Annotated in this window: 19 protein-coding genes and 1 pseudogene; 9 read left to right on the top strand and 11 right to left on the bottom strand. The window is 66.0% G+C overall.

Translation table 11 applies throughout. The features are described from left to right. The 8 genes and pseudogenes from A3A5_RS0122375 to A3A5_RS42050 all read left to right on the top strand — a co-directional run. Positions 1-801: phosphoglycerate kinase (locus A3A5_RS0122375; RefSeq protein WP_018312744.1), on the top strand; the 801-nt coding region annotated here is incomplete at its 5' end. A 54-nt stretch (positions 802-855) separates the two neighbouring features. Further along, positions 856-2,292, top strand: a complete 1,437-nt coding sequence (gene pyk, locus A3A5_RS0122370) for a pyruvate kinase (RefSeq protein WP_018312743.1) — start codon at positions 856-858, stop codon at positions 2,290-2,292. 167 nt (positions 2,293-2,459) lie between these two features. Continuing rightward, the gene (gene fba, locus A3A5_RS0122365; RefSeq protein WP_026201012.1) at positions 2,460-3,524 is read left to right on the top strand and encodes a class II fructose-bisphosphate aldolase; all 1,065 of its coding nucleotides are present in this window, start codon (positions 2,460-2,462) and stop codon (positions 3,522-3,524) included. 104 nt (positions 3,525-3,628) lie between these two features. Beyond that, entirely contained in the window at positions 3,629-4,537 is a 909-nt protein-coding gene (locus A3A5_RS0122360; RefSeq protein WP_018312741.1) for a phosphoribosylaminoimidazolesuccinocarboxamide synthase, read from the top strand. Positions 4,538-4,590: 53 nt separating this feature from the next. Next, on the top strand, positions 4,591-5,088 hold the full coding sequence (gene purE / locus A3A5_RS0122355) for a 5-(carboxyamino)imidazole ribonucleotide mutase (protein WP_018312740.1): 498 nt from the start codon (positions 4,591-4,593) through the stop codon (positions 5,086-5,088). A 42-nt stretch (positions 5,089-5,130) separates the two neighbouring features. Next, the gene (locus A3A5_RS0122350; RefSeq protein WP_018312739.1) at positions 5,131-6,375 is read left to right on the top strand and encodes a 5-(carboxyamino)imidazole ribonucleotide synthase; all 1,245 of its coding nucleotides are present in this window, start codon (positions 5,131-5,133) and stop codon (positions 6,373-6,375) included. Between the two features lie 22 nt (positions 6,376-6,397). After that, positions 6,398-7,387 carry an L-threonylcarbamoyladenylate synthase gene (locus A3A5_RS0122345; protein WP_018312738.1) on the top strand — a complete coding sequence of 330 codons (990 nt, stop codon included), beginning with the start codon at positions 6,398-6,400 and terminating at the stop codon, positions 7,385-7,387. A gap of 118 nt (positions 7,388-7,505) precedes the next feature. Further along, positions 7,506-7,637 (top strand): annotated as a pseudogene (locus A3A5_RS42050) (acyl-CoA dehydrogenase family protein); the annotation flags it as partial. Positions 7,638-8,180: 543 nt separating this feature from the next. Here the strand turns inward: A3A5_RS42050 and A3A5_RS39150 are convergent. The 10 genes from A3A5_RS39150 to A3A5_RS0122290 form a co-directional block, all read right to left on the bottom strand. After that, positions 8,181-9,416 carry an MFS transporter gene (locus A3A5_RS39150; RefSeq protein WP_018312736.1) on the bottom strand — a complete coding sequence of 412 codons (1,236 nt, stop codon included), beginning with the start codon at positions 9,414-9,416 and terminating at the stop codon, positions 8,181-8,183. A 6-nt stretch (positions 9,417-9,422) separates the two neighbouring features. Then, a complete protein-coding gene (locus tag A3A5_RS0122330; RefSeq protein ID WP_018312735.1) occupies positions 9,423-11,012 on the bottom strand; it encodes a carbamoyltransferase C-terminal domain-containing protein in 1,590 nt (529 codons plus the stop codon). Beyond that, entirely contained in the window at positions 11,009-12,073 is a 1,065-nt protein-coding gene (locus tag A3A5_RS0122325) for a SagB family peptide dehydrogenase (RefSeq protein ID WP_018312734.1), read from the bottom strand. Before A3A5_RS0122325 ends, A3A5_RS0122330 begins: the two co-directional genes overlap by 4 nt. A gap of 815 nt (positions 12,074-12,888) precedes the next feature. Next, positions 12,889-13,215 carry an AzlD domain-containing protein gene (locus A3A5_RS0122320; RefSeq protein ID WP_018312733.1) on the bottom strand — a complete coding sequence of 109 codons (327 nt, stop codon included), beginning with the start codon at positions 13,213-13,215 and terminating at the stop codon, positions 12,889-12,891. After that, a complete protein-coding gene (locus A3A5_RS0122315; protein ID WP_026201011.1) occupies positions 13,212-14,039 on the bottom strand; it encodes an AzlC family ABC transporter permease in 828 nt (275 codons plus the stop codon). Before A3A5_RS0122315 ends, A3A5_RS0122320 begins: the two co-directional genes overlap by 4 nt. A 209-nt stretch (positions 14,040-14,248) precedes the next feature. Then, positions 14,249-15,850 (bottom strand): D-alanyl-D-alanine carboxypeptidase/D-alanyl-D-alanine-endopeptidase, encoded by a 1,602-nt coding sequence (dacB, locus tag A3A5_RS0122310; protein WP_018312731.1) that lies wholly within the window; start codon positions 15,848-15,850, stop codon positions 14,249-14,251. A 48-nt stretch (positions 15,851-15,898) separates the two neighbouring features. After that, on the bottom strand, positions 15,899-16,486 hold the full coding sequence (locus A3A5_RS0122305; protein WP_018312730.1) for a MarR family winged helix-turn-helix transcriptional regulator: 588 nt from the start codon (positions 16,484-16,486) through the stop codon (positions 15,899-15,901). Beyond that, a complete protein-coding gene (locus A3A5_RS0122300) occupies positions 16,483-17,634 on the bottom strand; it encodes an ABC transporter substrate-binding protein (RefSeq protein WP_018312729.1) in 1,152 nt (383 codons plus the stop codon). The genes A3A5_RS0122305 and A3A5_RS0122300 overlap by 4 nt, the downstream gene beginning before the upstream one ends. 48 nt (positions 17,635-17,682) lie before the next feature. Continuing rightward, positions 17,683-18,936, bottom strand: coding sequence for a flavin-dependent oxidoreductase (locus A3A5_RS0122295; protein ID WP_018312728.1), 1,254 nt, complete (start codon positions 18,934-18,936; stop codon positions 17,683-17,685). A 154-nt stretch (positions 18,937-19,090) separates the two neighbouring features. Then, positions 19,091-19,543 carry a PACE efflux transporter gene (locus A3A5_RS0122290; protein ID WP_018312727.1) on the bottom strand — a complete coding sequence of 151 codons (453 nt, stop codon included), beginning with the start codon at positions 19,541-19,543 and terminating at the stop codon, positions 19,091-19,093. A 111-nt stretch (positions 19,544-19,654) separates the two neighbouring features. Between A3A5_RS0122290 and A3A5_RS0122285 the strand changes: the two genes are divergently transcribed. Further along, a complete protein-coding gene (locus tag A3A5_RS0122285) occupies positions 19,655-20,560 on the top strand; it encodes a LysR family transcriptional regulator (protein ID WP_018312726.1) in 906 nt (301 codons plus the stop codon). Here the strand turns inward: A3A5_RS0122285 and A3A5_RS0122280 are convergent. After that, complete coding sequence (locus A3A5_RS0122280; protein WP_035813358.1) at positions 20,547-22,022, bottom strand: efflux transporter outer membrane subunit; 1,476 nt, start codon at positions 22,020-22,022, stop codon at positions 20,547-20,549. The genes A3A5_RS0122285 and A3A5_RS0122280 overlap by 14 nt on opposite strands. Position 22,023: the final 1 nt, after the last annotated feature.

The following is a 22,023-nucleotide window of genomic DNA, read 5'->3' as shown; positions in this document are numbered from 1 at the left end:
CAGAAGATGGCCAAGCTGTGCGATGTCTACGTCAACGATGCCTTCGGCACCGCCCACCGTGCCGAAGCCACCACGCATGGCATCGCGAAGTACGCCCCGATCGCCTGCGCCGGCCCGCTGCTGGCCGCCGAGATCGACGCGCTGGGCAAGGCGCTGGGCCAGCCGGCGCGCCCGCTGGTGGCCATCGTGGCCGGCTCCAAGGTCTCGACCAAGCTGACCATCCTGAAGTCGCTGGCCGACAAGGTCGACAACCTGGTGGTCGGCGGCGGCATNGCCAATACCTTCATGCTGGCCGCCGGCCTGAAGATCGGCAAGTCGCTGGCCGAAGCCGACCTGGTCGGCGACGCCAGGACCATCATCGACATCATGGCCGCCCGCGGCGCCTCGGTGCCGATCCCGGTCGACGTGGTGTGCGCCAAGGAATTCAGCGCCACCGCCGCGGCCACGGTCAAGGACGTCAAGGACGTGGCCGATGACGACATGATCCTGGACATCGGCCCCAAGACCGCCGCGATGCTGGCCGAGCAACTCAAGGCCGCCGGCACCATTGTCTGGAACGGCCCGGTGGGCGTGTTCGAATTCGACCAGTTCGGCAACGGCACCAGGGTGCTGGCCCAGGCCATCGCTGAATCGAAGGCGTTCTCGATCGCCGGCGGCGGCGACACGCTGGCGGCCATTGCCAAGTACGGCATTGCCGACCGCGTGGGCTATATCTCCACGGGCGGCGGCGCGTTCCTGGAATTCCTGGAAGGCAAGACGCTGCCCGCATTCGAAGTGCTGGAGCAGCGCGCCGCAGGCTGACGCATCCGCCGGGCCTGGCGGTGTTGCCGGGGCCCTGAACCAGGAATTCCGCGCATGACTCGTTCCACCAAGATCGTCGCCACCATCGGCCCCGCCTCCAGCTCGCTGGAAATCCTGACCCGCATGATCGCGGCGGGGGTCGACGTGGTGCGGCTGAATTTTTCGCACGGCACCGCCCAGGACCATCTCGACCGCGCCCGCCTGGTGCGCGAAGCCGCGCAGGCATGCGGGCGCGAGGTCGCCATCATGGCCGACCTGCAGGGCCCCAAGATCCGCGTCGGCAAGTTCGAGCACGGCAAGATCACCCTCAAGGCGGGCGACTCGTTCATCCTGGATTCGAGCTGCCAGCTCGGCAATGAGCAGCGCGCCGGCCTGGACTACCGGGACCTGCCGCGCGACGTCGGCCCGGGCGACCTGCTGCTGCTCAACGACGGCCTGATCGTGCTGGTGGTGGACCGTGTGTTCGGCACCGAGATCTTCACCACCGTGCGCGTGGGCGGCGAGCTGTCCAACAACAAGGGCATCAACCGCCAGGGCGGCGGGCTGTCGGCGCCGGCGCTGACCGCCAAGGACATGGACGACATCAAGACCGCCATGGCCCTTGGCGCCGACTACGTCGCCGTCAGCTTCCCCAAGAACGCCACCGATATGGAAATGGCGCGCCAGCTGGCCGCCGTGGCCGGCCAGCCGCACGGCCACAAGGCCCGCATGATCGCCAAGATCGAGCGCGCCGAAGCGATCCACCCGGGCGTGCTGGAAGAGATCCTGCAGGCGTCCGACGGCATCATGGTGGCGCGCGGCGACCTGGCCGTCGAGGTCGGCAATGCCGCCGTGCCGGCGCTGCAGAAGCGCATGATCAAGCTGGCGCGCGAGGCCAACAAGCTGACCATCACCGCCACCCAGATGATGGAGAGCATGATCGTCAACCCGGTGCCCACGCGTGCCGAAGTCTCGGACGTGGCCAACGCCGTGCTGGACGGCACTGACGCGGTGATGCTGTCGGCCGAAACCGCCGCCGGCCGCTACCCTGTGGAGACGGTCGAGGCCATGGCCGCGGTCTGCATCGAAGCCGAGAAGTCCGAGGTGGTGCAGCTCGACACCGATTTCCTGAACCAGACCTTTTCGCGCATCGATCAGTCGGTGGCGATGGGTGCGCTGTTCACGGCCTATCATTTGCAGGTAAAGGCAATTGCCGCGCTGACCGATTCCGGCGCCACTGCCTTGTGGATGAGCCGTCACCGCATCCATGTGCCGATCTATGCGATGACGCCCAACCTGGCCTCGCAGCGCAAGATGCAGCTGTACCGCAACGTGGTGCCGCTGCCGCTGCAGTCCAGCGCCGACCGCGACACCGCGCTGGAGCAGGCGGAAGAACTGCTGCTGGCGCAGGGCGTGGTGCAGCGCGGCGATTTCATCGTGCTGACCATTGGCGAGCCGATGGGCCAGCCGGGCGGCACCAACACCCTGAAGATCGTCAGGGTGGGCAGCTGAAGATGAGATGAGGCAATGCGTGCCATGCCGGACGGAGCGCCCGCGCGGAATGCGCAAGGCTGGCGGAGCCGGCAGGCACGGGCGATGCGCTGCGTAAGTCGATGCACTACGTAAGCGCGGACAGAAGAATACGCGGAAGACACCCCATTTTTTATTAGGAGTTAGACATGCCACTCGTATCGATGCGCCAGCTGCTGGACCACGCGGCCGAGAACAGCTACGGCCTGCCGGCCTTCAACGTCAACAACCTCGAGCAAGTGCAGGCCATCATGCAGGCTGCCGACGAGGTCAACGCCCCGGTGATCATGCAAGCCTCGGCCGGCGCGCGCAAATACGCCGGTGAGCATTTCCTGCGCCACCTGATCGAAGCCGCGGTCGAAGCCTACCCGCATATCCCGGTGGTGATGCACCAGGACCACGGCCAGTCGCCGGCGATCTGCCAGGGCGCGATCGACCTGGGCTTCTCGTCGGTGATGATGGACGGCTCGCTGCGCGAAGACGGCAAGACCCCGGCCGAGTACGACTACAATATCGACGTCACCCGCAAGGTGGTGCAGCTGGCCCACGCCGTCGGCGTGACCGTGGAAGGCGAACTGGGCTGCCTGGGCTCGCTGGAAACCGGTGAAGCCGGCGAAGAAGACGGCATCGGCGCCGTCGGCGTGCTGGACCACTCCATGCTGCTGACCGATCCGGAGCAGGCCGCCGACTTCGTCAAGGCCACCCAGCTGGACGCGCTGGCGATCGCCATCGGCACCTCGCACGGCGCCTACAAGTTCACCCGCAAGCCCACCGGCGATATCCTGGCGATCAGCCGCATCAAGGAAATCCACGCCCGCATCCCCAACACCCACCTGGTGATGCACGGCTCGTCGTCCGTTCCGCAAGAGCTGCTGGAAGAGATCCGCAAGTTCGGCGGCGACATGAAGGAAACCTACGGCGTGCCGGTCGAGGAAATCCAGGAAGCGATCAAGTACGGCGTGCGCAAGATCAACATCGACACCGACATCCGCCTGGCCATGACCGGCGCGATCCGCCGCTTCTTCGCCGAGAACCCGAGCAAGTTCGACCCGCGCGAATACCTGAAGCCGGCCCGCGAAGCCGCCAAGCAGGTGTGCAAGGCCCGCTACATCGCCTTCGGCTGCGAAGGCCAGGCCGGCAAGATCAAGCCGGTCGGCCTGACCGACATCGCGCAGCAGTACAAGGCGGGCAAGCTGTCGCAGGTTGTGCAGTAAATGTCCCTAGTCCGCCTTCCGCGCAAGGGGCGGGCGGATCGCAGTTCCGGCCGCCGCGGCACGCATCCAGCGCCCGGCGGCTTCGCCGTTTTATCGGAACCATCATGTCCAACGCTCTCTACCAGTCCTCCATCAACTCGCTGCCGCTGCTGGGCCACGGCAAAGTGCGCGACAACTATGCCGTCGGCAATGACAAGCTGCTGATCGTCACCACCGACCGCCTGTCGGCGTTCGACGTCATCATGGGCGAGCCGATCCCTGACAAGGGCCGCGTGCTGAACCAGATGGCGAACTTCTGGTTCCGCAAGCTCGCGCACATCGTGCCGAACCACGAGACCGGCATTGCGCCCGAGACCGTGGTCGCGCCGGAGGAAGTGGAGCAGGTCAGGGGCCGCGCCGTAGTGGTCAAGCGCCTGCAGCCGATCCTGGTGGAAGCGGTGGTGCGCGGCTACCTCGCCGGCAGCGGCTGGAAGGACTACCAGGCCACCGGCAAGGTGTGCGGCATCCAGCTGCCGCCGGGCCTGCAGAACGCGCAGAAGCTGCCCGAGCCGATCTTCACTCCGGCCGCCAAGGCCGAGATGGGCGAGCACGACGAGAACATCTCGTTCGCTGAGGTCGAGGCCCGCATCGGCATCGCGCTGGCGCGCCAGATGCGCGAGATCTCGATCCGCCTGTACAAGGAAGCGGCGGAGTTTGCCGCTACGCGCGGCATCATCATCGCCGATACCAAGTTCGAATTCGGCCTGGACGACAATGGCGTGCTGACGCTGATGGACGAGGTCCTGACCGCCGATTCGTCGCGCTTCTGGCCGGCCGATTCGTACCAGGTGGGCACCAACCCGCCGTCGTTCGACAAGCAGTTTGTGCGCGACTGGCTCGAAGCCGTGCGCATCGACGGCAAGCCCTGGCCCAAGACCGCGCCGGCGCCGCAACTGCCGGACGACGTGATCGAAAAGACCGCCGCCAAGTACCGTGAAGCGCTGACGCGCCTGACGGGCGAAGAACTGCAGTAACGCAGGGCGCCGTTCCCGCGCGTGCGGGAACGGCCAACGAAGGAACAGACAAAGTGAGCAAGCAAGACAAGCCGCTGGTCGGCGTGGTGATGGGCAGCAGTTCCGACTGGGACGTGATGCAGCACGCAGTGGCCATGCTGAAGGATTTCGGCGTGCCGTTCGAGGCCCAGGTGGTGTCCGCGCACCGCATGGCGGACGATATGTTCCGCTATGCCGAGAGCGCGCGCAGCCGCGGCCTCCGCGCCATCATCGCCGGTGCCGGCGGGGCCGCGCACCTGCCTGGCATGATCGCCGCCAAGACCATCGTGCCGGTGTTCGGCGTGCCGGTGCCGTCCAAGTATCTGCGCGGCGAGGATTCGCTGCTGTCGATCGTGCAGATGCCCAAGGGCGTGCCGGTCGCCACCTTCGCCATCGGCGAGGCTGGCGCCGCCAATGCCGCGCTGCATGCGATCGCCACGCTGGCCACCACCGACGAGGCGCTGGCCGGCGCGCTGGAAGCCTTCCGCGCGAAGCAGACCGAAGCCGCGCGCGCGATGACTTTGCCACTGTAATGCTGCCGCTGTAATCCTCCGGACATCCCACGGAACCGAGCAATGCCTACCGATATCCATCCCTACCTCTCCGAAGCCCACACGCCGGAATCGCGCGCCGAGTTCGGCGTCGACCGTCCCGACGCGCCCATCCTGCCCGGTGCGTGGCTCGGCATGCTGGGCGGCGGCCAGCTCGGCCGCATGTTCACGCATGCGGCGCAGGCGATGGGCTATCGCGTATGCGTGCTCGATCCGGACCAGGACAGCCCGGCCGGCTCGGTGGCGGACAAGCATATCTGTGCGCAATACACCGACGAGGCCGCGCTCGCCGAGATGGGCAAGCTGTGCCAGGCGGTAAGCACCGAGTTCGAGAACGTGCCGTCGCTGTCGCTGGACCGGCTCGAGCAGCTGGGCGCCTTTGTCGCGCCGCGCGGCTACTGCGTGTCGATCGCGCAGAACCGCATCGGCGAGAAGAAGTTCTTTGCCGCGTGCGCCGAGCGCACCGGCGTGTCGCCGGCCCCGCACTGGGTGATCCAGCACGACGCCGATGTCGACCAGCTGCCCGACCACGTGCTGCCCGGCATCCTCAAGACCGCACGCATGGGCTACGACGGCAAGGGTCAGGCGCGCGTGAAGACGCGCGACGACGTGCGCGCCGCGTGGAACGCCATGCAGCACGTGCCGTGCGTGCTGGAACAGATGCTGCCGCTGGCCTATGAGGTCTCGGTGCTGGCCGCGCGTGCCGCGGACGGCTCCACTGCCACCTGGCCGCTGGCCGAGAACGTGCACCGCGACGGCATCCTGTTCTCGACCGAGATGCCGTCGGCCAGCGTGTCGCCTGACATTGCCGACCGCGCGCGCGCCGCAGCCTCTGCCATCGCTACGGAGATGGGCTACGTGGGCGTGCTCTGCATCGAGTTCTTCGTGCTGACCGACGGCTCGCTGGTCGCCAATGAGATGGCGCCGCGCCCGCACAACTCCGGCCATATCACCATGGATGCGTGCGAGACCAGCCAGTTCGAACAGCAGGTGCGCGCGATGGCGCGGCTGCCGCTGGGCAGCACGCGCCAGCACTCGGCCGGCAAGATGCTGAACCTGCTGGGCGATGTGTGGTTCGAGTTCGGCCTGGAACGCACGCCGTCCTGGGACGAAGTGGTGGCGCAACCCGGTGCCAAGCTGCACCTGTACGGCAAGGGCGATGCGCGCCCGTCGCGCAAGATGGGCCACGTCAACTGCGTGGGCGAGCATGCCGAAGCGGCCGCCGCCGCCTTTGCCGCCGCCGCGCAGGCGCTGCATATCCCGCTCTGAAGCCAAAGCTCCAAGGAACACGATGTCACCGCGCATGCCCACGGCCGCTGAACTGGACGAAGCCGTCCGCCTGCTCGAGGCCGGGCAACTGGTCGCCTTTCCCACCGAAACCGTCTACGGCCTCGGTGCGGATGCCGAGAACCCCGAGGCGGTCGCCCGCATCTTCGCGCTGAAGGGCCGGCCGTCGAACCATCCGGTGATCGTGCACGTGGTCGACGGCGCCGATATCGGCTACTGGACCGACGAGGTCCCCGAGGCCGCGCAGCAGTTGATCGAGGCCTTCTGGCCCGGCCCGCTGACGCTGATCCTGAAGCGTGCCGCGCATATCGATGCGGCCGTCGCCGGCGGCCAGGACAGCATCGGCGTGCGTTGCCCCTCTCACCCCGTGGCGCAGGCGCTGCTGGCGCGCTTCAAGCGCGGCCGCGGCGGCATTGCCGCGCCCTCGGCCAACAAGTTCGGCCAGGTCAGCCCGACCACCGCGCAGCATGTGCGCGAAGAGTTTGGCGATGCGGTCTATGTGCTGGAAGGCGATGGGGTGGAGGTCGGGATTGAATCGACGATTGTCGACCTGTCGCGGCTGGGGCAGGGCATCGGGCCGGTGTTGCTGCGCCCGGGTGCCATCACGGTGGGAATGCTTGCGCAGGTGCTGGGCGAGGCCCCCTTGCCTCCCGATGCTGCCGCGCCGCGCGCGTCAGGCACGCTGAAGGCCCATTACGCCCCGCATACGCCGCTGCGGCTGGCCGATGCGCAGGCCGCCGCTGCGCTGCTAGAAGCGCTGCCGGGCGATGCCCGCGTGGCGTGGGTAGGGCGGGCGCCGCTGGCTGATCAGCGCTGCACGTGGGTGCAGGCGCCGGCAGATGCGGCTGCCTATGCGCGCGAGTTGTATCGGCTGCTGCGCAAGCTGGATACGCAAGGCTATACGCAGCTGGTGTTCGAAACCTTGCCCGAAGGGCAGGAGTGGGCAGGCGTCAGGGACCGGCTGGAGCGGGCAGCGGCGGCGTTCGCGGGGTAAGGCCTCGCCGGCACAGCCCGCCAGCACGTTCACTCGAGCTTGCCCCCGCCTTTGCGCACTGCCTCGCCCCAGCGCACCGCCTCATCCTTGATGAACGCCTGAAACTGCTCGGGCTTGCACCTTCGGCAAGCGCCTGGCCGACCACCAGGTGGTGCGCTTCCAACGGGTCGACATGGCCACGCGCGTCGAAGCCACGCGCGCGCTGGTCGACGACCTGGCCAGCCGCCTCGACGACGGCGCCGCGCCAGTAATAGGGAAACATCAGTAGGTCCTATATCTTGGTCGCGTGCCGGCAGGACGCTTCCAGTCAGCCATGCCCACCTAGCCAAGCTAACCAAGCGACTGACGATAGGAAAATTCCCAATCGCATATGAAGGTTGCCAAATCATGATCTGAGTCAATGATCCATTTGGGGAGATGTCAGATATCTCACGGGCGTGCCGTTGCGCAGCAACCAGCGCATCCCTTGCCATGAGGCGGCAGCTGACCCCGCCCCGCCGGAGGAATCATGACATTGCCCGGATCACCCGCGTCCTCGGACACGCCCGCCGCCCTGACGCTGGTTACGGTTTCCGAGTTGCATCGCCTGACGGAGCTCCTTCACTGCCGCTATGAGATCGACGTTCAATGCGACAGCGATGGATTGTGGATCGTGACCTTTACGATTGCCGATCGACGCTATGTACTTGCCACAGTAAGGGGACGAACGCGGCGCTGGCGACAACTTGAACCGGTTCTGGCCTTCCTGCAGCAAAACTGCAGGCACCCCGGCGCAATTCGGCTGCATACCGATTCATGGATGTTCTGCGGAGCCGGCTTGCCCGACGACAAGGTCTTTCCTGCCCTGCGTGCGCCACAGCATGACTGCACCACCTATGACAGCCAGGCTTCCACTGAGGACGAACACCAGCGGAATGCCGAGTAGCCCCGCCATCGAGGCACCCAGGAGCGGGCCCAAGACCAGCGCGCCGAGCTGTGCGCTCCGCGCGGCGGCACTGACGGTGCCGACTGCCTCGGCTGGGCTTTCCTGCTGAAGCGTGACGCCGAAGCTCATGGCGGTCAGGCCATAGGCGCAGCCATTTGCGACCCATAGTGCCAGCCACAACGGAAGCGGAATCGCTACCCCGCCTGCAGCGAGCCCTCCTGGAAGCAGGACGGTCAGGCCGAACGCTACCAGTCCGCCAGATGGCAGATGCCTGCCGTACCGTCGATGCAATGTGCGGAATGCCAGGGCGCCGGCCAATGCGCCGCCCGCGGTAAAACTTACGATCATGCCGAAGACCGCCGCCGGCATGCCTTCTTCCTTCAGGAAAAGTGAAAGCTGTGGGTCATACAGTCCGAGAATGGCCGTCAGCCAAAGCACGCATACAAAGGCCTGCCGGAAGCGGCGATTCTCGCGGACCAGCTGCAACAAGGGCCCATAGTGCCACTTTGAGCGCCCGGTCACCATCTGCTGCGCACGAGCAAGCGCCACCCGCCTCAGTGCGGGCAGGCATAGGATGCCAACCATTGCCAGCGCCGCCGACAGCCCAAGTCCCGTCGCCGGCCGATAGAGTCCAGTCAAGCCCGCCGCCGCCAACGGCGCACAGATCTTTGTGAATTGGTCCACTGCCGTCATGACACTCGCGTTCGACACGAGTTGCTCCTTATTCAGCATCGAACGAATCAGAATCTGCTCCGCAGGCATTGCGCCGAGGTTGGCGATCCCCTTGATCAGCACAAGCAGGACGAAGAGTTGCAGGTCAGGTGCCACGATGAGCAATACTGACGTGACGCCGCGGGCGAGATAGCTGATGACCAGCATCATGAGTGGATTGCGGCGGTCCGCCAGCGATCCTAAGAAGGGTCCAAGCACAAGTCCCGGCAGCCCATACAAGGCGGAGGACATGCCGATCGTTATCGCATCCGCGTGCCAGTGATAGCTGAGAAGCGAGAAGATCAGAGTGAAATCCAACCACAGGGCGACTGAACTGGTGCAACGCGCGGCTAGCAACGCCTTGTATCCCGGGACGGTGTTCAGACTAGTCATCGGATCTCATTTGCATGTGGGTTGCCAGTCGCGCAGGAACAACGTCCCCTGTATCACAAAGCCATCCAATCCGGCTTGCTCCGCATAGGAAACCAGGTCAGAGGTCCGATTGATGAAGCCAGCGCCATGGAAATTCAGGGAGGTATTGCAGAGCACCCCATAGCCGGTCTTTGCCTTGAAGGCGGTAAGCAGGCGATGCACGCTGGGATTCTGCGAGGCGCTTACGCTCTGCACCCGCGATGACCCATCCACGTGAGTCGTGGCCTGCAGTGCCGAAGATCTGGCCTTGCTGAAATAGAGCATGAAGGGGCTTGGGCGAGACAGATCGAAATGCGCTTCCAAATCTTCCTCAAGGCATACCGGCGCAACGGGCCGGAAGCGCTCCCTGCGCTTGATCGCATTAATTCGCTCAAGCGTTGATCGATCGAATGGAGCTGCGACAATCGATCGGTTCCCGAGTGCCCGTGGTCCTATCTCGGTACGCCCGCTGACGATGGCCAGTACGGCGCCGTTGTGCAGCGCGGCCGCGATCTCGTCGATGCGCGAGGTGTGCCTGCGAAAAGCACCAAGCCTGCCTACGGTTTCATAACCTATATCGTCGACAAAGGGCTGTCCAGAGTAAACCGTCCACTCAAGCTTTGCATTCCTCGTGAAATGCCACTGGGCATCGGCGGCAGAGCCAATCGCCGATCCCGTGTCGTTCGGGCAAGGGGGTACGAAGACGTCCGAGAACAGACCCGAATCCAGCCACGCCCGATTCCATTCGCAATTCAGGCCACATCCCCCCGCGATCAGTAACGGCCTTCGTTCATGCACCAATGGCTTGATCTGTCGATGGAAGATATCAAAGATGCGGTCAGTTACCAGCCTTGCCAGTCGCTTGGACTGCTCTGAGGCGACGCCACTGTTGTAGATGGCGAAATCGCGAAAGTCGGATTTCAGGAACTGCGGCGGTTCAGACAGTTTTGAGCATAGTGTGTCCAGGATAGCGGTCTCCTCCGCGGACGGATTCACGGCTTGTGCATAGGCCGCCAACGCCATCTGCTTCCCGGCGTCGCCCAGCCTGACATGCCCCCGTCCAAGGAAAAATGATGGGTCAGCAAGTCCATAGGCAAACGCGTAGCGAATGCCTGGTCCGACCATGATCTGTTTGATGCGACGAAGCGTCAGCGCTCTATCGATCTCGTAGAAGGCGCCGATGTGTCCTTCCCAGATCAGCGCATAGCACGGCTGTCGCTGCGGGAACGGCGACATCGCATAAGCACTCATTAGATGGGAGCGCTCGTGGGACGACGTGGCCAGCCATGTTCTGCGCCCAAGCAACTCGATCTTAGTCACGCTCGGCTCTTGCAGGCCCAGGTACCCGCCGCCGATCGGACGTCCAGAGACTACTGACCCTGCAGCCCAGCCGCTGACCACCAGCGCGTCGGGTACCTCCGCCACGTGCCGCAGCGCTTCCAGCATCCCGGCAACATCCAGCGGCGCATAACGCGTGCCCGAGTCCTTTTCCGATTCATAAGAGAATTCAAGACGGCCATTCGCGACGTACACGACACTGCCGTCATGCCCGGGCTTCAGGGCAAGCAACCGCATCATTGGACCTCTGCGTTAAAACGCCGCAAGGTTTCCAGCGCCTCACGAGCGACGGCGCCTCCACCTATGCCAGCGCCGAGGAAGAACATCGCAGACTCTATGTCAGGGTCGACATCCAGAAGCTTGTTGACCTCGTGATCGATGAAGTAGCCGGTAGGCCAGGATTGAATATGGCGCGCATTGCAGACCAGTTGAAATGTCTGGATCAGGCAGCCGATATCCAGTAGTGCAACGCGATAGGCGCGCGAGTGAGGATACTTCCACCACATCTTATCGAAGCGCGACGTCACGAATATCCCGTATGACAGGGCATTGGCAAACGTCTGGGCACACAGCAACTTTCCCAGCGTGGTGGTTTCAAAGTTGTCACGGACCACACTGAGTTCATGCTTATGGGATCGATAGTGATAGATTCCCGGCGGAAGCCCGTCGATGCGCATCGCCACCAGATATGCCTCGCTGGGATGAAGAGAGCCGCCCGATGGTGAGGTCCGACGATAGCCCACTGGCATCAAGCCGATCGCTTCAAGGTCATGGCGGCAATCGCCATGGATGGTCCCAAAGGTTGCCCAAAGCGCGCTAGCGACTTCCTCCAAAGGCAACATCTTGCTCTCGAACGCCCGGCATGTCTGGCGGTCACGGAGGGCTTTCCACAAGGGCATCTCGCCCAGTTTGCTAAGTTCCGCTTGGGGAAGCTGAATTACCTTCCCCGGCCTCTCGATTTTGAACTCGGGAACCTTGTCCGCAATCGACGCGCAGTACTCGATGTACCCTCGATAGGCGTCCTCTTCAGGAAGAGCCTCGTCCTGCCGCAAGGCGATTTGCGTTCCGACATGAAAGATGCGTGACAGGCAATCCCAGCCCCATGCTGGGGGATCGATGTCATCCAGGCAACCGGCTGTGGAGAGCGCGGAATCAGCCGGCTCGTCGGTAGGCTTGTCTCCGCCAGACAGTTGCATCAGCCTGCGCAAATGATCGAGATCGATTTCAAATTGCTCATGCCTGACGTAGTTCCACAGAATGAGCCGGCCATCAATGACGCGGAGAAATATCGAGGGAGTCATAGCATCCTTGGAGCCCTTGCCGTGCACAGTGTCAGGCCCCGGTACACGTCACGTATGCCGGGGCAGTGACGTTAGCCCTGGCGCGGCGTCATTGGTGCGGTATATACGCTCTGGTAGGCATCATTGGATTGATAGGAAAGCGTCGGCTCAAGCAAAACTTTCTTCATCGCAATCTCCTTTTCAAGCAGCAAGATCGCTGCTCAAGTCATATTATTTATACAAATCCATAAATACAAGATTTAATAATTAATGATAATTTTACTGTGATATTTTTTTGTTTATATTTATAAACGATGTGCGGATTATAAAATTAAATTGCAATCATTATTTTCGATTTATGTTTGCGGAAATGTCTCTTCGTCAGGCAGATGCGAACCACAAAGTCGGGATCTGCCAGCACTTTCCGCAAAAGCATACGGCTAGGATCGGTTCGAACCGACGATAAGATGGCCGATGCAAGCCGAAAGCTTTTTCCGTATGCGCGTGCGAGTATTGCAGCGCGGGCGGGCATGGGCTGCGCGCGTTCGCTGCCGCAAGCAAACGATCAAATCGACTTTATGCGCAATGGGGTTCTGCTAGCGTGCGAGCCCTGCACGGCAGACCCCTGAACGCGATGATGGCATCACCGTTCACTGGGGGAGTCGGCTACCACGGGCCATGGCATGGTGGCGGCCAGGTAGTCGCTCAACCCGGGGGTAGTCAGGAGGGCCTGATTCGAAGCGGGCTGCTGGACGGGGCATTCCAAAGTCGCGACCGGGCTGCAGGTATTTCAACCTGAGTGCCATCCGGCGTCGCGCGGAGCTCACAGGACGCCTTTAGCCCACAACCAATCGCAATCCCGTGTACACCGCCATCCCCACCGCAATCATCCCCACCATGCGCCGCGTCAGCAGGTAGAACAGCGTCGCGGCGACGCCTGCCACCAGCTTGTAGTTCGACAGGGCCACCGTGAAATGCCCCTGCCAGGTCATCAGGTCCGGCAGGATGATCGCCGCCAGCGCCGCAGCCGGTGCATAGCGCAGCGCGCGCTGGATGCGGTCCGGCACGGTGACGTGTTCGCCGGCCATCAGGAACAGGGCCCGGGTGATCACGGTAACGACCGCCATGCCGACCAGCGCGATCCAGACTTCGGTATGGCTCATGCGCGGTCTCCCGGCGGCGCATCCGCCGCGTTGGGCGTGCGATGGGTGATCGGCGCCTGCTTGCGCTGGCGGATGCCGCGCAGCGCTGCGCGTGCCGCGAGTTCGTCGCTGGCCATGCCGGCGGCGATCGCGCCCACCACGGCCACCACCAGCCCGAGGCGGTACGGCAGGTCGAGGCACAGCAGCGCCAGCACCGCTGAGATCACCACTGCCATCAGCGTGGAGCGCGAATTGATGGTGGCGATCATCACCGGGATCAGCGCCATCGTGCCGGCAAGGCCGAGCCCCCAGCTGTCAGGGAACATGCTTGCCAGCACGATGCCGAGGATCGACGACACCTGCCACATGGCGAAGTTGGTCAGCGCCATGCCCCAGAAGTAGCCTTCCTTGCCCGGCTCGGAGCCGGGCGTGCTGTACCTCTGCATGAAGTAGACGAAGTGCAGGTCGCCGTTGAAGAAACCCAGCACCGTGCGCCGCGCCAGCGTCAGGTAGCTGAAGTGCGGCTGCATGCCCGCGCTGAAGATCACGAAGCGCAGGTTGACCATGGCCGCAGTCAGCCAGATCGTCCACAGCGGCAGGCCGGCTGCGAACAGCGGCAGCACCGCCAGTTGTGCCGAGCCGGCATAGACCAGCAGCGACATGCCGATGGCTTCAGGCACCGTCAGCACCGATTTGCTCATCGCCACGCCCGTGACCAGGCCCCAGGAGAACACTGCGGGGAGGGACGGGGCAAAGCGGCGCGCGCCGGCGATAAAGCCGTCGCGTTCGGCGGGTGCGAAGCGATGCCAGAGGCGCAACCACACCGGGGGTTGTCGGGAAGTCATGTCAGAGGAAGAGGGGGCGATGCAGGCCCGGGGCCGAGGGCCGGCCCGGAAGGCTGCCGCCGCAGGACGCGGCCGGCACCCTGGCATTATAGGGTGGGATCGTGCGCTGGTAAGCGGCTGCTTAACAAAATGCCTGCGCAGCGTTGGCGACAGGCCACGGCGCCGCGCCATCGCCTGCCCTCAAGTGCTTCAGGGAGCCTCAGGAACGCTCAGGGTGCGCCGCGGTACACCCATTGCAGCAAGGCGTCGTGCACTTCCTGTGCCTGCGCGGCGTTGGGATGGTTGATCATGCTCACCACAACATAGCGGCCGCCCTCGACAGCATCCACATAGCCGGCCAGCGCGCGCACGTCGGCCAGCGTGCCGGTCTTCAGGTAGCCGCTGCCGGCCGCGTTAGCGCGCGTCAGGCGGTTGCGCAGCGTGCCGTCGACGCCCAGCACCGGCAGCGAATCGATCAGCACCGGCCCCACGTTGCTGGCCGCGGCCTGCTGCAGCAGGCGCGCCATGTCATAGGCGCTGATGCGTTCCTCACGCGACAGGCCCGAACCGTTATCCAGCACCAGGCCGGGCATGTCCAGCCCCTGGCGCGCGAGCCAGCGCTGCACCACGCGGGTCGAGCGTGCCGTGCTGGCCGGGCCGCCGCGGTCCATTTCGGCGCCGATGGTCAGGAACAGCTGGCGTGCCATCACGTTGTTCGAGAACTTGTTGATGTCGCGCACAATGTCTGCCAGCGGCAGGCCGTAGTGGCGCGCCAGCAGCACCGCGCCGCGCGGCACCGTGCCGCTGCGCAGCCCGGGCAGATGGGCAAAGCGCCCGCCGGCGCGCTGCCACTCGGCGACGAAGCCGCCCCAGGTAAATTCCGCGTGCGACAGCGTGGCGATATTGAGCACGTGCTCGCCGCAGTCGCTGGAATAGTCGCCCGAGAAGGACGCAAGCACGGTGCCGTCCGCCTGCGGCAGCACGCTCGGGCTGGCGCTGGACTGCCAGTCGCCGCAGCGGCCGTTGGTCAGCGTCAGCCGGTTGTCCAGCTTGAGCTGCGCCAGCTCGGGCGTGACGCTGACTGCCACGGTCTGGCTGGCCGGGTCCGGCGTCAGCGTGAACGAGAGCGTCTTGAACGCATAGAGCAGCGCATCCGGGCCGACGTTGTAGGCGCGCTGCACCTCGCCGTCGATGGTGCCGTTGCCGTCCAGGCCATCGGCAAAGTAGCTGCGGTCCAGCACCAGATCGCCGTTGATGCCGGTGGCGCCTCCGGCGCGCGCCTTCGCCACCAGCTTGGCCATTTCCTCGGGCACCAGCTTGGGATCGCCGTGGCCGCGCAGGTAGACGTTGCCGTTGACGGTGCCGTCGAAGCCGGGCTGGGCGTCGGCGTAGAGCGAGGTCTGCCAGCGGTAGTCGGGCCCCAGCAGCTGCAGCCCGGCAAAGGTGGTGACCAGCTTCATGGTCGAGGCCGGGTTCATCGGCTGCTGCGCATTCCAGCTGGCGCGGGCGGTGCCCGCGCCCAGCCTGACCACGTAGAAGCTGGCGGCCGAGGCCGGCACGCCGGCACGGCGCAGCGCCGCGGCCACCGAGGCCGGCACGCCGGCCCTCACCAGTGCGGGATCGGCGGCGGTTCTTGCGGCGGTGGCGGCCTTGGTGGCCTTGGCCGCTTTGACTGCCTTGGCGGGCGCCCTGGCTTGCGCCGGGGTGAGTGCGGGACCGCCGGCCAGCAGCACGGCGGCAAGGATGGGCGAGAGCAGTGGCGACAGGCGGCGCAGCAGGGCGCCGGGTCGCGATGCAGTAGGCGCGGCGATTGTTCTTGGCATGGCGGCCATGTTAACGCATGGCCGCTGGCGGGCGGATGACAGTCTTGCCGACTGCCCTCAGCCGGCCCGCGGCGGCGCCAGCCGCGCCAGCAGCGACTTCAGCGTGGCCTGCTCGGCCTCGGTCAGCGCCGAGCCGACGTGCGTGTCGTGCGCCACTACCGCCTGCGTGGCGGCTTCCAGCGTGCGGCGGCCGGCTGCCGTCAGCACCAGGCTGTAGGCGCGGCGATCCCCGGCGGCCGGGCGGCGCGCCACCAGGTTCATCTCTTCCAGCGCGTCGACCAGCAGCACCGCCCCCGAGCGGGCGATGCCGAGGATCTGCGCCAGCTCGGTCAGCTTCAGGTGCGGGTTGCGCGAAATGATGATCAGCGCCGAAAAGCGCGGCGGCGTGATCTGCCATTGCGCCAGCGACAGCACGAAGTCTTCATAGATGCGGATCTGCGCGCGGCGGATCGCGTAGCCGATCAGGTTGTCGAGCACGCCATAGTCGATATTCGGCACATGCGGGTCGAAACCGGCATCGGCACCGCCGCTTGCGGCCGGATCCGGCGCGAGCGGGTCCCGCGCCTTGCGCCGCGCGGACGCGGTGGTGGTGCTGCCCGGCCGCCTGGGGGCGGCGGGCGGTGTGCCGGATGCGTCAGGACTCATTTGAGCAGTTTCCAGTTGCCGTTCTCTATTGTCAGCATAACGCGCCCGCGCTGGTCGAAGCCATAGTGGTCTTGCCCACTGTAATTCAGCACGCCGTGCGAGACCACGATGTCGCGTTCGGTCTCCAGCGCCTGCCGCAGCGCTTGGCGGAACGCCGGCGTCCCCGGCCTGGCGTGCTTGAGCGCCGCCGGCACGATGCGCTCCAGCACCAGCCCGGCGTCGTAGGCATGGGCGCCGAACTGGGTGCGGCTGTCGGCACCGTACTGCTTCTCATACCGGGTGACGTAGTCCAGCCCCGGCTTGCGCACCGGGTCGCCCGCGGGCAACTGCTCCGGCACGATCACCGGCCCGGCCGGCAGGATCGCGCCATTGACCAGGCGCCCGCCGATGCGGATCAGGTCCTTGGTGGCGGCGCCATGGGTGTGGTAGATGGTGCCGCCATAGCCGCGCTCGCGCAGCGTGGTGTGCGGCAGCGCGGCGCCGGTGCCGGCGCCGGCGATCAGGATGGCATCGGGCCTGGCGGCAATCAGCTTGATGGCCTGCGCGGTCACGCTGGTATCGGCGCGTCCGTAGCGCTCGGTGGCAATCAGGCGGATGCCGTTGGCACTGGCGGCGGCGGTGAAGTCCTTCAGCCAGGTCTCGCCGTAGGCATCGGCAAAACCGATAAAGCCGATGGTCTTGACGCCGTTGGTCTTGGCGGTGGCAGCCACCGCATTGGCCATCAGCCGCACCGGCTGTGCCAGCCGGAAGGTCCAGGCGCCGCGCCCGGGCTTCAGTTCGATCGGCGAGAACGCCAGCTGCACGGTCTGGGCTTCATCGGCCACCTCGGCAATGGCGATCGACGGCGCCACCGCGGACGAGCCCAGGATGATGTCGACCTTGTCCTCGGAGACAAAGCGGCGCGCCACCTTGGCGCCCTGCGTGGGGTCCGAGGCATCGTCCAGCACGATGTAGCGCACCGCCTCGCCGCCGATCTTCTGCGGCAGGTAGGCCAGCGAGTTCTTCTGCGGGATGCCAAGCGACGCCGACGGGCCGGTGGCGGACAGGCTGACGCCGACGATGATCTCGGCAAGCGCGCCGCCGGCGCAGAAGGCAAGTGCAGCGGCCAGCGCAAGGCGGGCCAGCTTGGTGGTGGTCAGGGGCGCCATGGTGTCTCCTCTCTCGATGTTATTGTCGTAGCTCCGGCCTTGCCGGACTTACCGGCTGCCCTGCATCGACTGCCGGTCGAATCCCGCCAGCTGCTTGTACCGCTGCGAGATCGCCTCAAGCTCCGCGTGCGGGATCACCTGCCCGATATCGGCAAAGCCCTGCGGCGCGCGTTCCTCGGCCAGCTGCATCACCTGCTCGGGGCCGTTCATCCGGTTGCGCAGCACGATGCCGGCGGTGCGCGGCAGGCGCTCGGCCTCGTATTCGCGCAGCGCGTAGCCGGTGTCGGGGGTGCCGAGCAGGCTGTCGACCAGGTAGCGCGCGTCCAGGATGGCCTGGGCGCTGCCGTTCGAGCCGATCGGGTACATCGGGTGCGCGGCGTCGCCCAGCAGCGTGACGCGGTCGAAGGTCCAGCGCGGTAGCGGGTCCTTGTCGACCATCGGGAATTCGTAGATCGCCTCGGCACCGTCGATCAGTGCGGGGATGTCGATCCAGTCCCACTGCCAGTCGGCAAATGCGGCGCGGAACACGGCTTTGTCGACCTGCTTGTTCCAGTCACTGCGCGGCGGGGTGTCGGGAAAGCTGTCGGGCACGCGCAGCTCGGCAATCCAGTTGACCAGTGAGCGGCCCTGGCGGCGCAGCGGCTCCGAAATGGGATAGGCCACGAACTTCTGGTCCTGGTGGCCGGCCATGAACATCGAGCGCCCGTCCAGGTAGGGCGGCGCCTCGGTGACCGCGCGCCACAGCAGGCGGCGTGAGAAGCGAGGCAGGTCGCCGGTGGGGTAGAAGTGGCGGCGCACCGCCGAGTGGATGCCGTCGGCGCCGACCAGCACGTCGGCGCTGGCCTGGACCTCGGCATTGTCGGTACGCCGGCGCAGGGCGAAGCGCGCCTGGCCGCGCGCGCCGCTGTCCAGCACGGTTTCGAAGCTGTGGCCAGTATGTACGGCGTCGGCGCCCAGACGCTCCACCACCGTGCGGTGCAGCAGCATCTGGAATTCGCCGCGGTGGATCGAGAACTGCGGCCAGTCATAGCCGGCCGCGAGCCCGCGCGGTTCATGCCAGATGCGCTGGCCGCGCTTGTTGTAGTAGGAGAGCGATGAAGTCTCGATGGCGATTTCCGCCAGCGCGTCGCGCAGTCCCAGCTCGGACAGGATGCGCACGGCGTGCGGCAGCAGGTTGATGCCCACGCCCAGCGGGCGCAGCGTTTCGCTGGCCTCCCAGACCTCGGCCTCGATGCCGTGGCGGTGGCACAGCAGCGCCAGCGTCAGTCCGCCGATGCCGCCACCGGCGATTGCGATCTTCATGGTGTCTCCCCGCGTGCAGATTGCGCCGATGCGCACGCGCAGGGCGCCGCATCCGGCCCGGTTGAATTTGTTATGTAGTATAACAATTCGGCCACTCGCGGCAAGACGGGAAAGACCCCGAAGTGATCCCTCCGGGGTCGGGAAAAACCCGCGTTCAGCTAAGCGCGGCGCCTTCCGGCTTGGGTTGTGCCTTCAGCGAAGGCACCGGGAAGACAATGTCGTACAGCCAGTTGTACACCAGCGCGTAGACCATATAGAAGCCGGCCACGGCAATGTCCATGATGAGCGCGTCGACCAGGCTGATACCCAGGTACCAGGCCACCGACGGCAGGAACACCACCAGCAGGCCCAGCTCGAACAGCACGGCGTGCAGCACGCGCACCCGTACCGACTTGCGCAGCTGGCCGGTGAACCGCAGCATGCCCTTGTCGAACAGCACGTTGTAGAGGTAATTCCAGCCGGTGGCAATCAGCGAGGCGACCGCGCCGATCACGCCCATCTCGTGCAATTCATAGCCGAAGGCCCAGCTGGCCAGCGGCGCGAAAATCAGCAGGCCGACCGCCTCGAAGCCGACGGCGTGGCGAATCCGGTCCCAGGTCTTGCGCATCGTTGTTCTCCTTGCGTGTCAAACGCGATGGAAGCTAGTCTATCTGCTGGGTAGGGATTGCCAAGTTGGATACTATCTGCAAAACAGATAAATAAACGTTTAAAGTTATTTATGAGCCTCTCCATCGAGCAATTGCAGGCATTCGTCGCGGCGGCTGACACCGGTTCGTTCTCGGCCGCCGCGCGCCGGCTCGGCAAGGCGCAGTCGGTGGTCAGCGCGGCGGTGTCCAACCTGGAAATCGACGCCGGCAACGCGCTGTTCGACCGCTCCGGCCGTTACCCGGTACTGACCCCCGCGGGCGAGCGGCTGCTGGCCGAGGCGCGCGTGATCCTGGAGCGCTGCGAGCACTTCCGCGGCGTGGCCAAGAGCCTGGGCGAGGGCGTGGAGACGCGGCTGGTGCTGGCGGTGGACGAGCTCTATCCGGAAGAGACGCTGGGCATGCTTCTGGAAGAGTTCTCCAGCCGCTTCCCGGCGGTGGAGCTTGAGCTGCTGTTTCCGCTGATGGAGGACGTCAGCCGGCTGGTGCTGGAAGGCGGCGCCGACCTGGGCATCATGTGGCGGCAGGAGGTGCTGCCGCCGGCGCTGGGCTTCCATGCGCTGGGCTGGGTGCCGATGCAGATCCTGTGCGCGCCCGGGCATCCGCTGGCCGGCCAGCGCGTGGACTGGGAAGAGCTCAAGCGCTACCGCCAGCTGATGGTCGCGACCCGCACCGCCAGCGAAGAGAAGATGCGCCTGCGCGTGGCCGCCGACGTGTGGTGGGTGGAAAGCCAGTGGGTCATCGTGGAACTGGTCAAGCGCGGGCTGGGCTGGGCCTTCGTGCCGTGGCACGTGGTGGCCAATTCACCGGCCGCGGCGCAGCTGGTGTCGCCGCCGCTGGCGTTCCAGCAGCAGGACTGGCCGGTGGCGATGGAACTGGTCTGGCACAAGCAGCGGCCGCTGGGCAAGGCCGCCACCTGGCTGCGCGAGCGCATCTGCCGTCAGCCGCTGCCGCGCGCGCCCGCGGCTAGCGCTGGCTGACGGCCTGGTTCGTACCGGCCTGTGCCGGCGCAGCCGCCGCGCCGGGCGCATGCCAGCCGCCGCCCAGCGCCTTGATCAGCACCACCGCCGCCGTGTACTGGCGGCCGGCGATCGACAGTGCGGTGCGCTCGGCGGTATAGGCGCTGGTCTGCGCCGTCAGCACGTCGAGCAGGCCCGCGGTGCCGGCGCGGTAGCGGTTGTTCACCAGCGCCAGTGCCTCGCGCGCCGAGCGCAGCGCGTCGTTCTGCACCACCGCTTCCTGTTCCAGCAGCCGTTGCGCAGCGAGATTGTCCTCGACTTCCTGGAATGCGCCGAGCACGGTCTGGCGGTAGTTGGCCACGGTCTGGTCGTAGGCCGCCACTGCCTGCGCCTTGGCCGCGCTGCGCGCACCGCCGTCGAACAGCGTGCCGGCCAGCCCGCCGCCGATCGACCAGATCCGGTCCGGCAGCGACATCCAGCGCGCCAGCGTGCTGGCGGTCAGGCCGCCGCTGGCCGACAGCGACAGGGTCGGGTAGTAGGCCGCCTGGGCCACGCCGATCTGCGCATTGGCCGAGGCCATGCGGCGCTCGGCCGCGCCGATGTCGGGGCGGCGCTCCAGCAATTGCGACGGCACCGCGGCCGGCACGCGCGGCGGCGCGGCGCGGAAGTCGTCGGCGGCCAGCGTCAGCGCCGCGGGTGGCTTGCCCACCAGCACGGCGATGGCGTGCTCCAGCTGTGCGCGCGTGATCTGGATGTCGATCTGCTGCGCCTGCGCGCTCTTGAGCTGGGTCTCGGACTGCAGCACGTCCGAGCGCTGCGCGGTGCCGGCGGCGTACTGGTTCTGCACCAGCTGCAGCGACTTCTGGTAGTCGGCCACGGTGCGGTCCAGCAGCGCCTTCTGCGCATCGGCCACGCGCAGCAGGAAGTAGCTTTGCGCCAGCGTGGCCTGCGTCGACAGCAGCGTCGAGGCCAGGTCGGCCTGGCTGGCCTGTGCGCTGGCCTCGCTGCTTTCCACCTGGCGCCGCACGCGGCCCCAGACGTCGATTTCCCAGGTTGCGCCCAGGGTCGCGCTCTGCCCGTTGAGCGTGCTGCCGCTGGCGCCGCGGGCGCGCGAGGCGCCGGCCTGTGCGTCCACGGTCGGGAAGAAGCCGGCGCGCGCGGCCTGCAGCGACGCCACCGCCTGGCGGTACTGCGCCTCGGCGGCCTTGATGTTCTGGTTCGATATCTGCACCTCGGACATCAGCGCGTCGAGCTGCGCATCGCCGAACACGGTCCACCAGCCGGCACGCGCCAGCGCATCCTGCGGCTCGGCGGGCTTCCAGTCGCCGCTCCAGGCGGCGGTGGCATCGGCCTCCTTGAAGGATGCGGAGACCGGCGCGCCGGGGCGCTGGTAGTCGGGGCCGACGGCGCAGCCGGCCAGCAGCAGCGCGCAGGCCAGCGGCACCGGCAGGGCATGAGTCAGGAGGCGGGAAAGAACTGTCATG

Origin of the sequence: Cupriavidus sp. UYPR2.512 (assembly GCF_000379565.1) — a bacterium.
Lineage (GTDB): Bacteria > Pseudomonadota > Gammaproteobacteria > Burkholderiales > Burkholderiaceae > Cupriavidus.
This window is presented reverse-complemented; position numbering and strand designations above follow the sequence as displayed.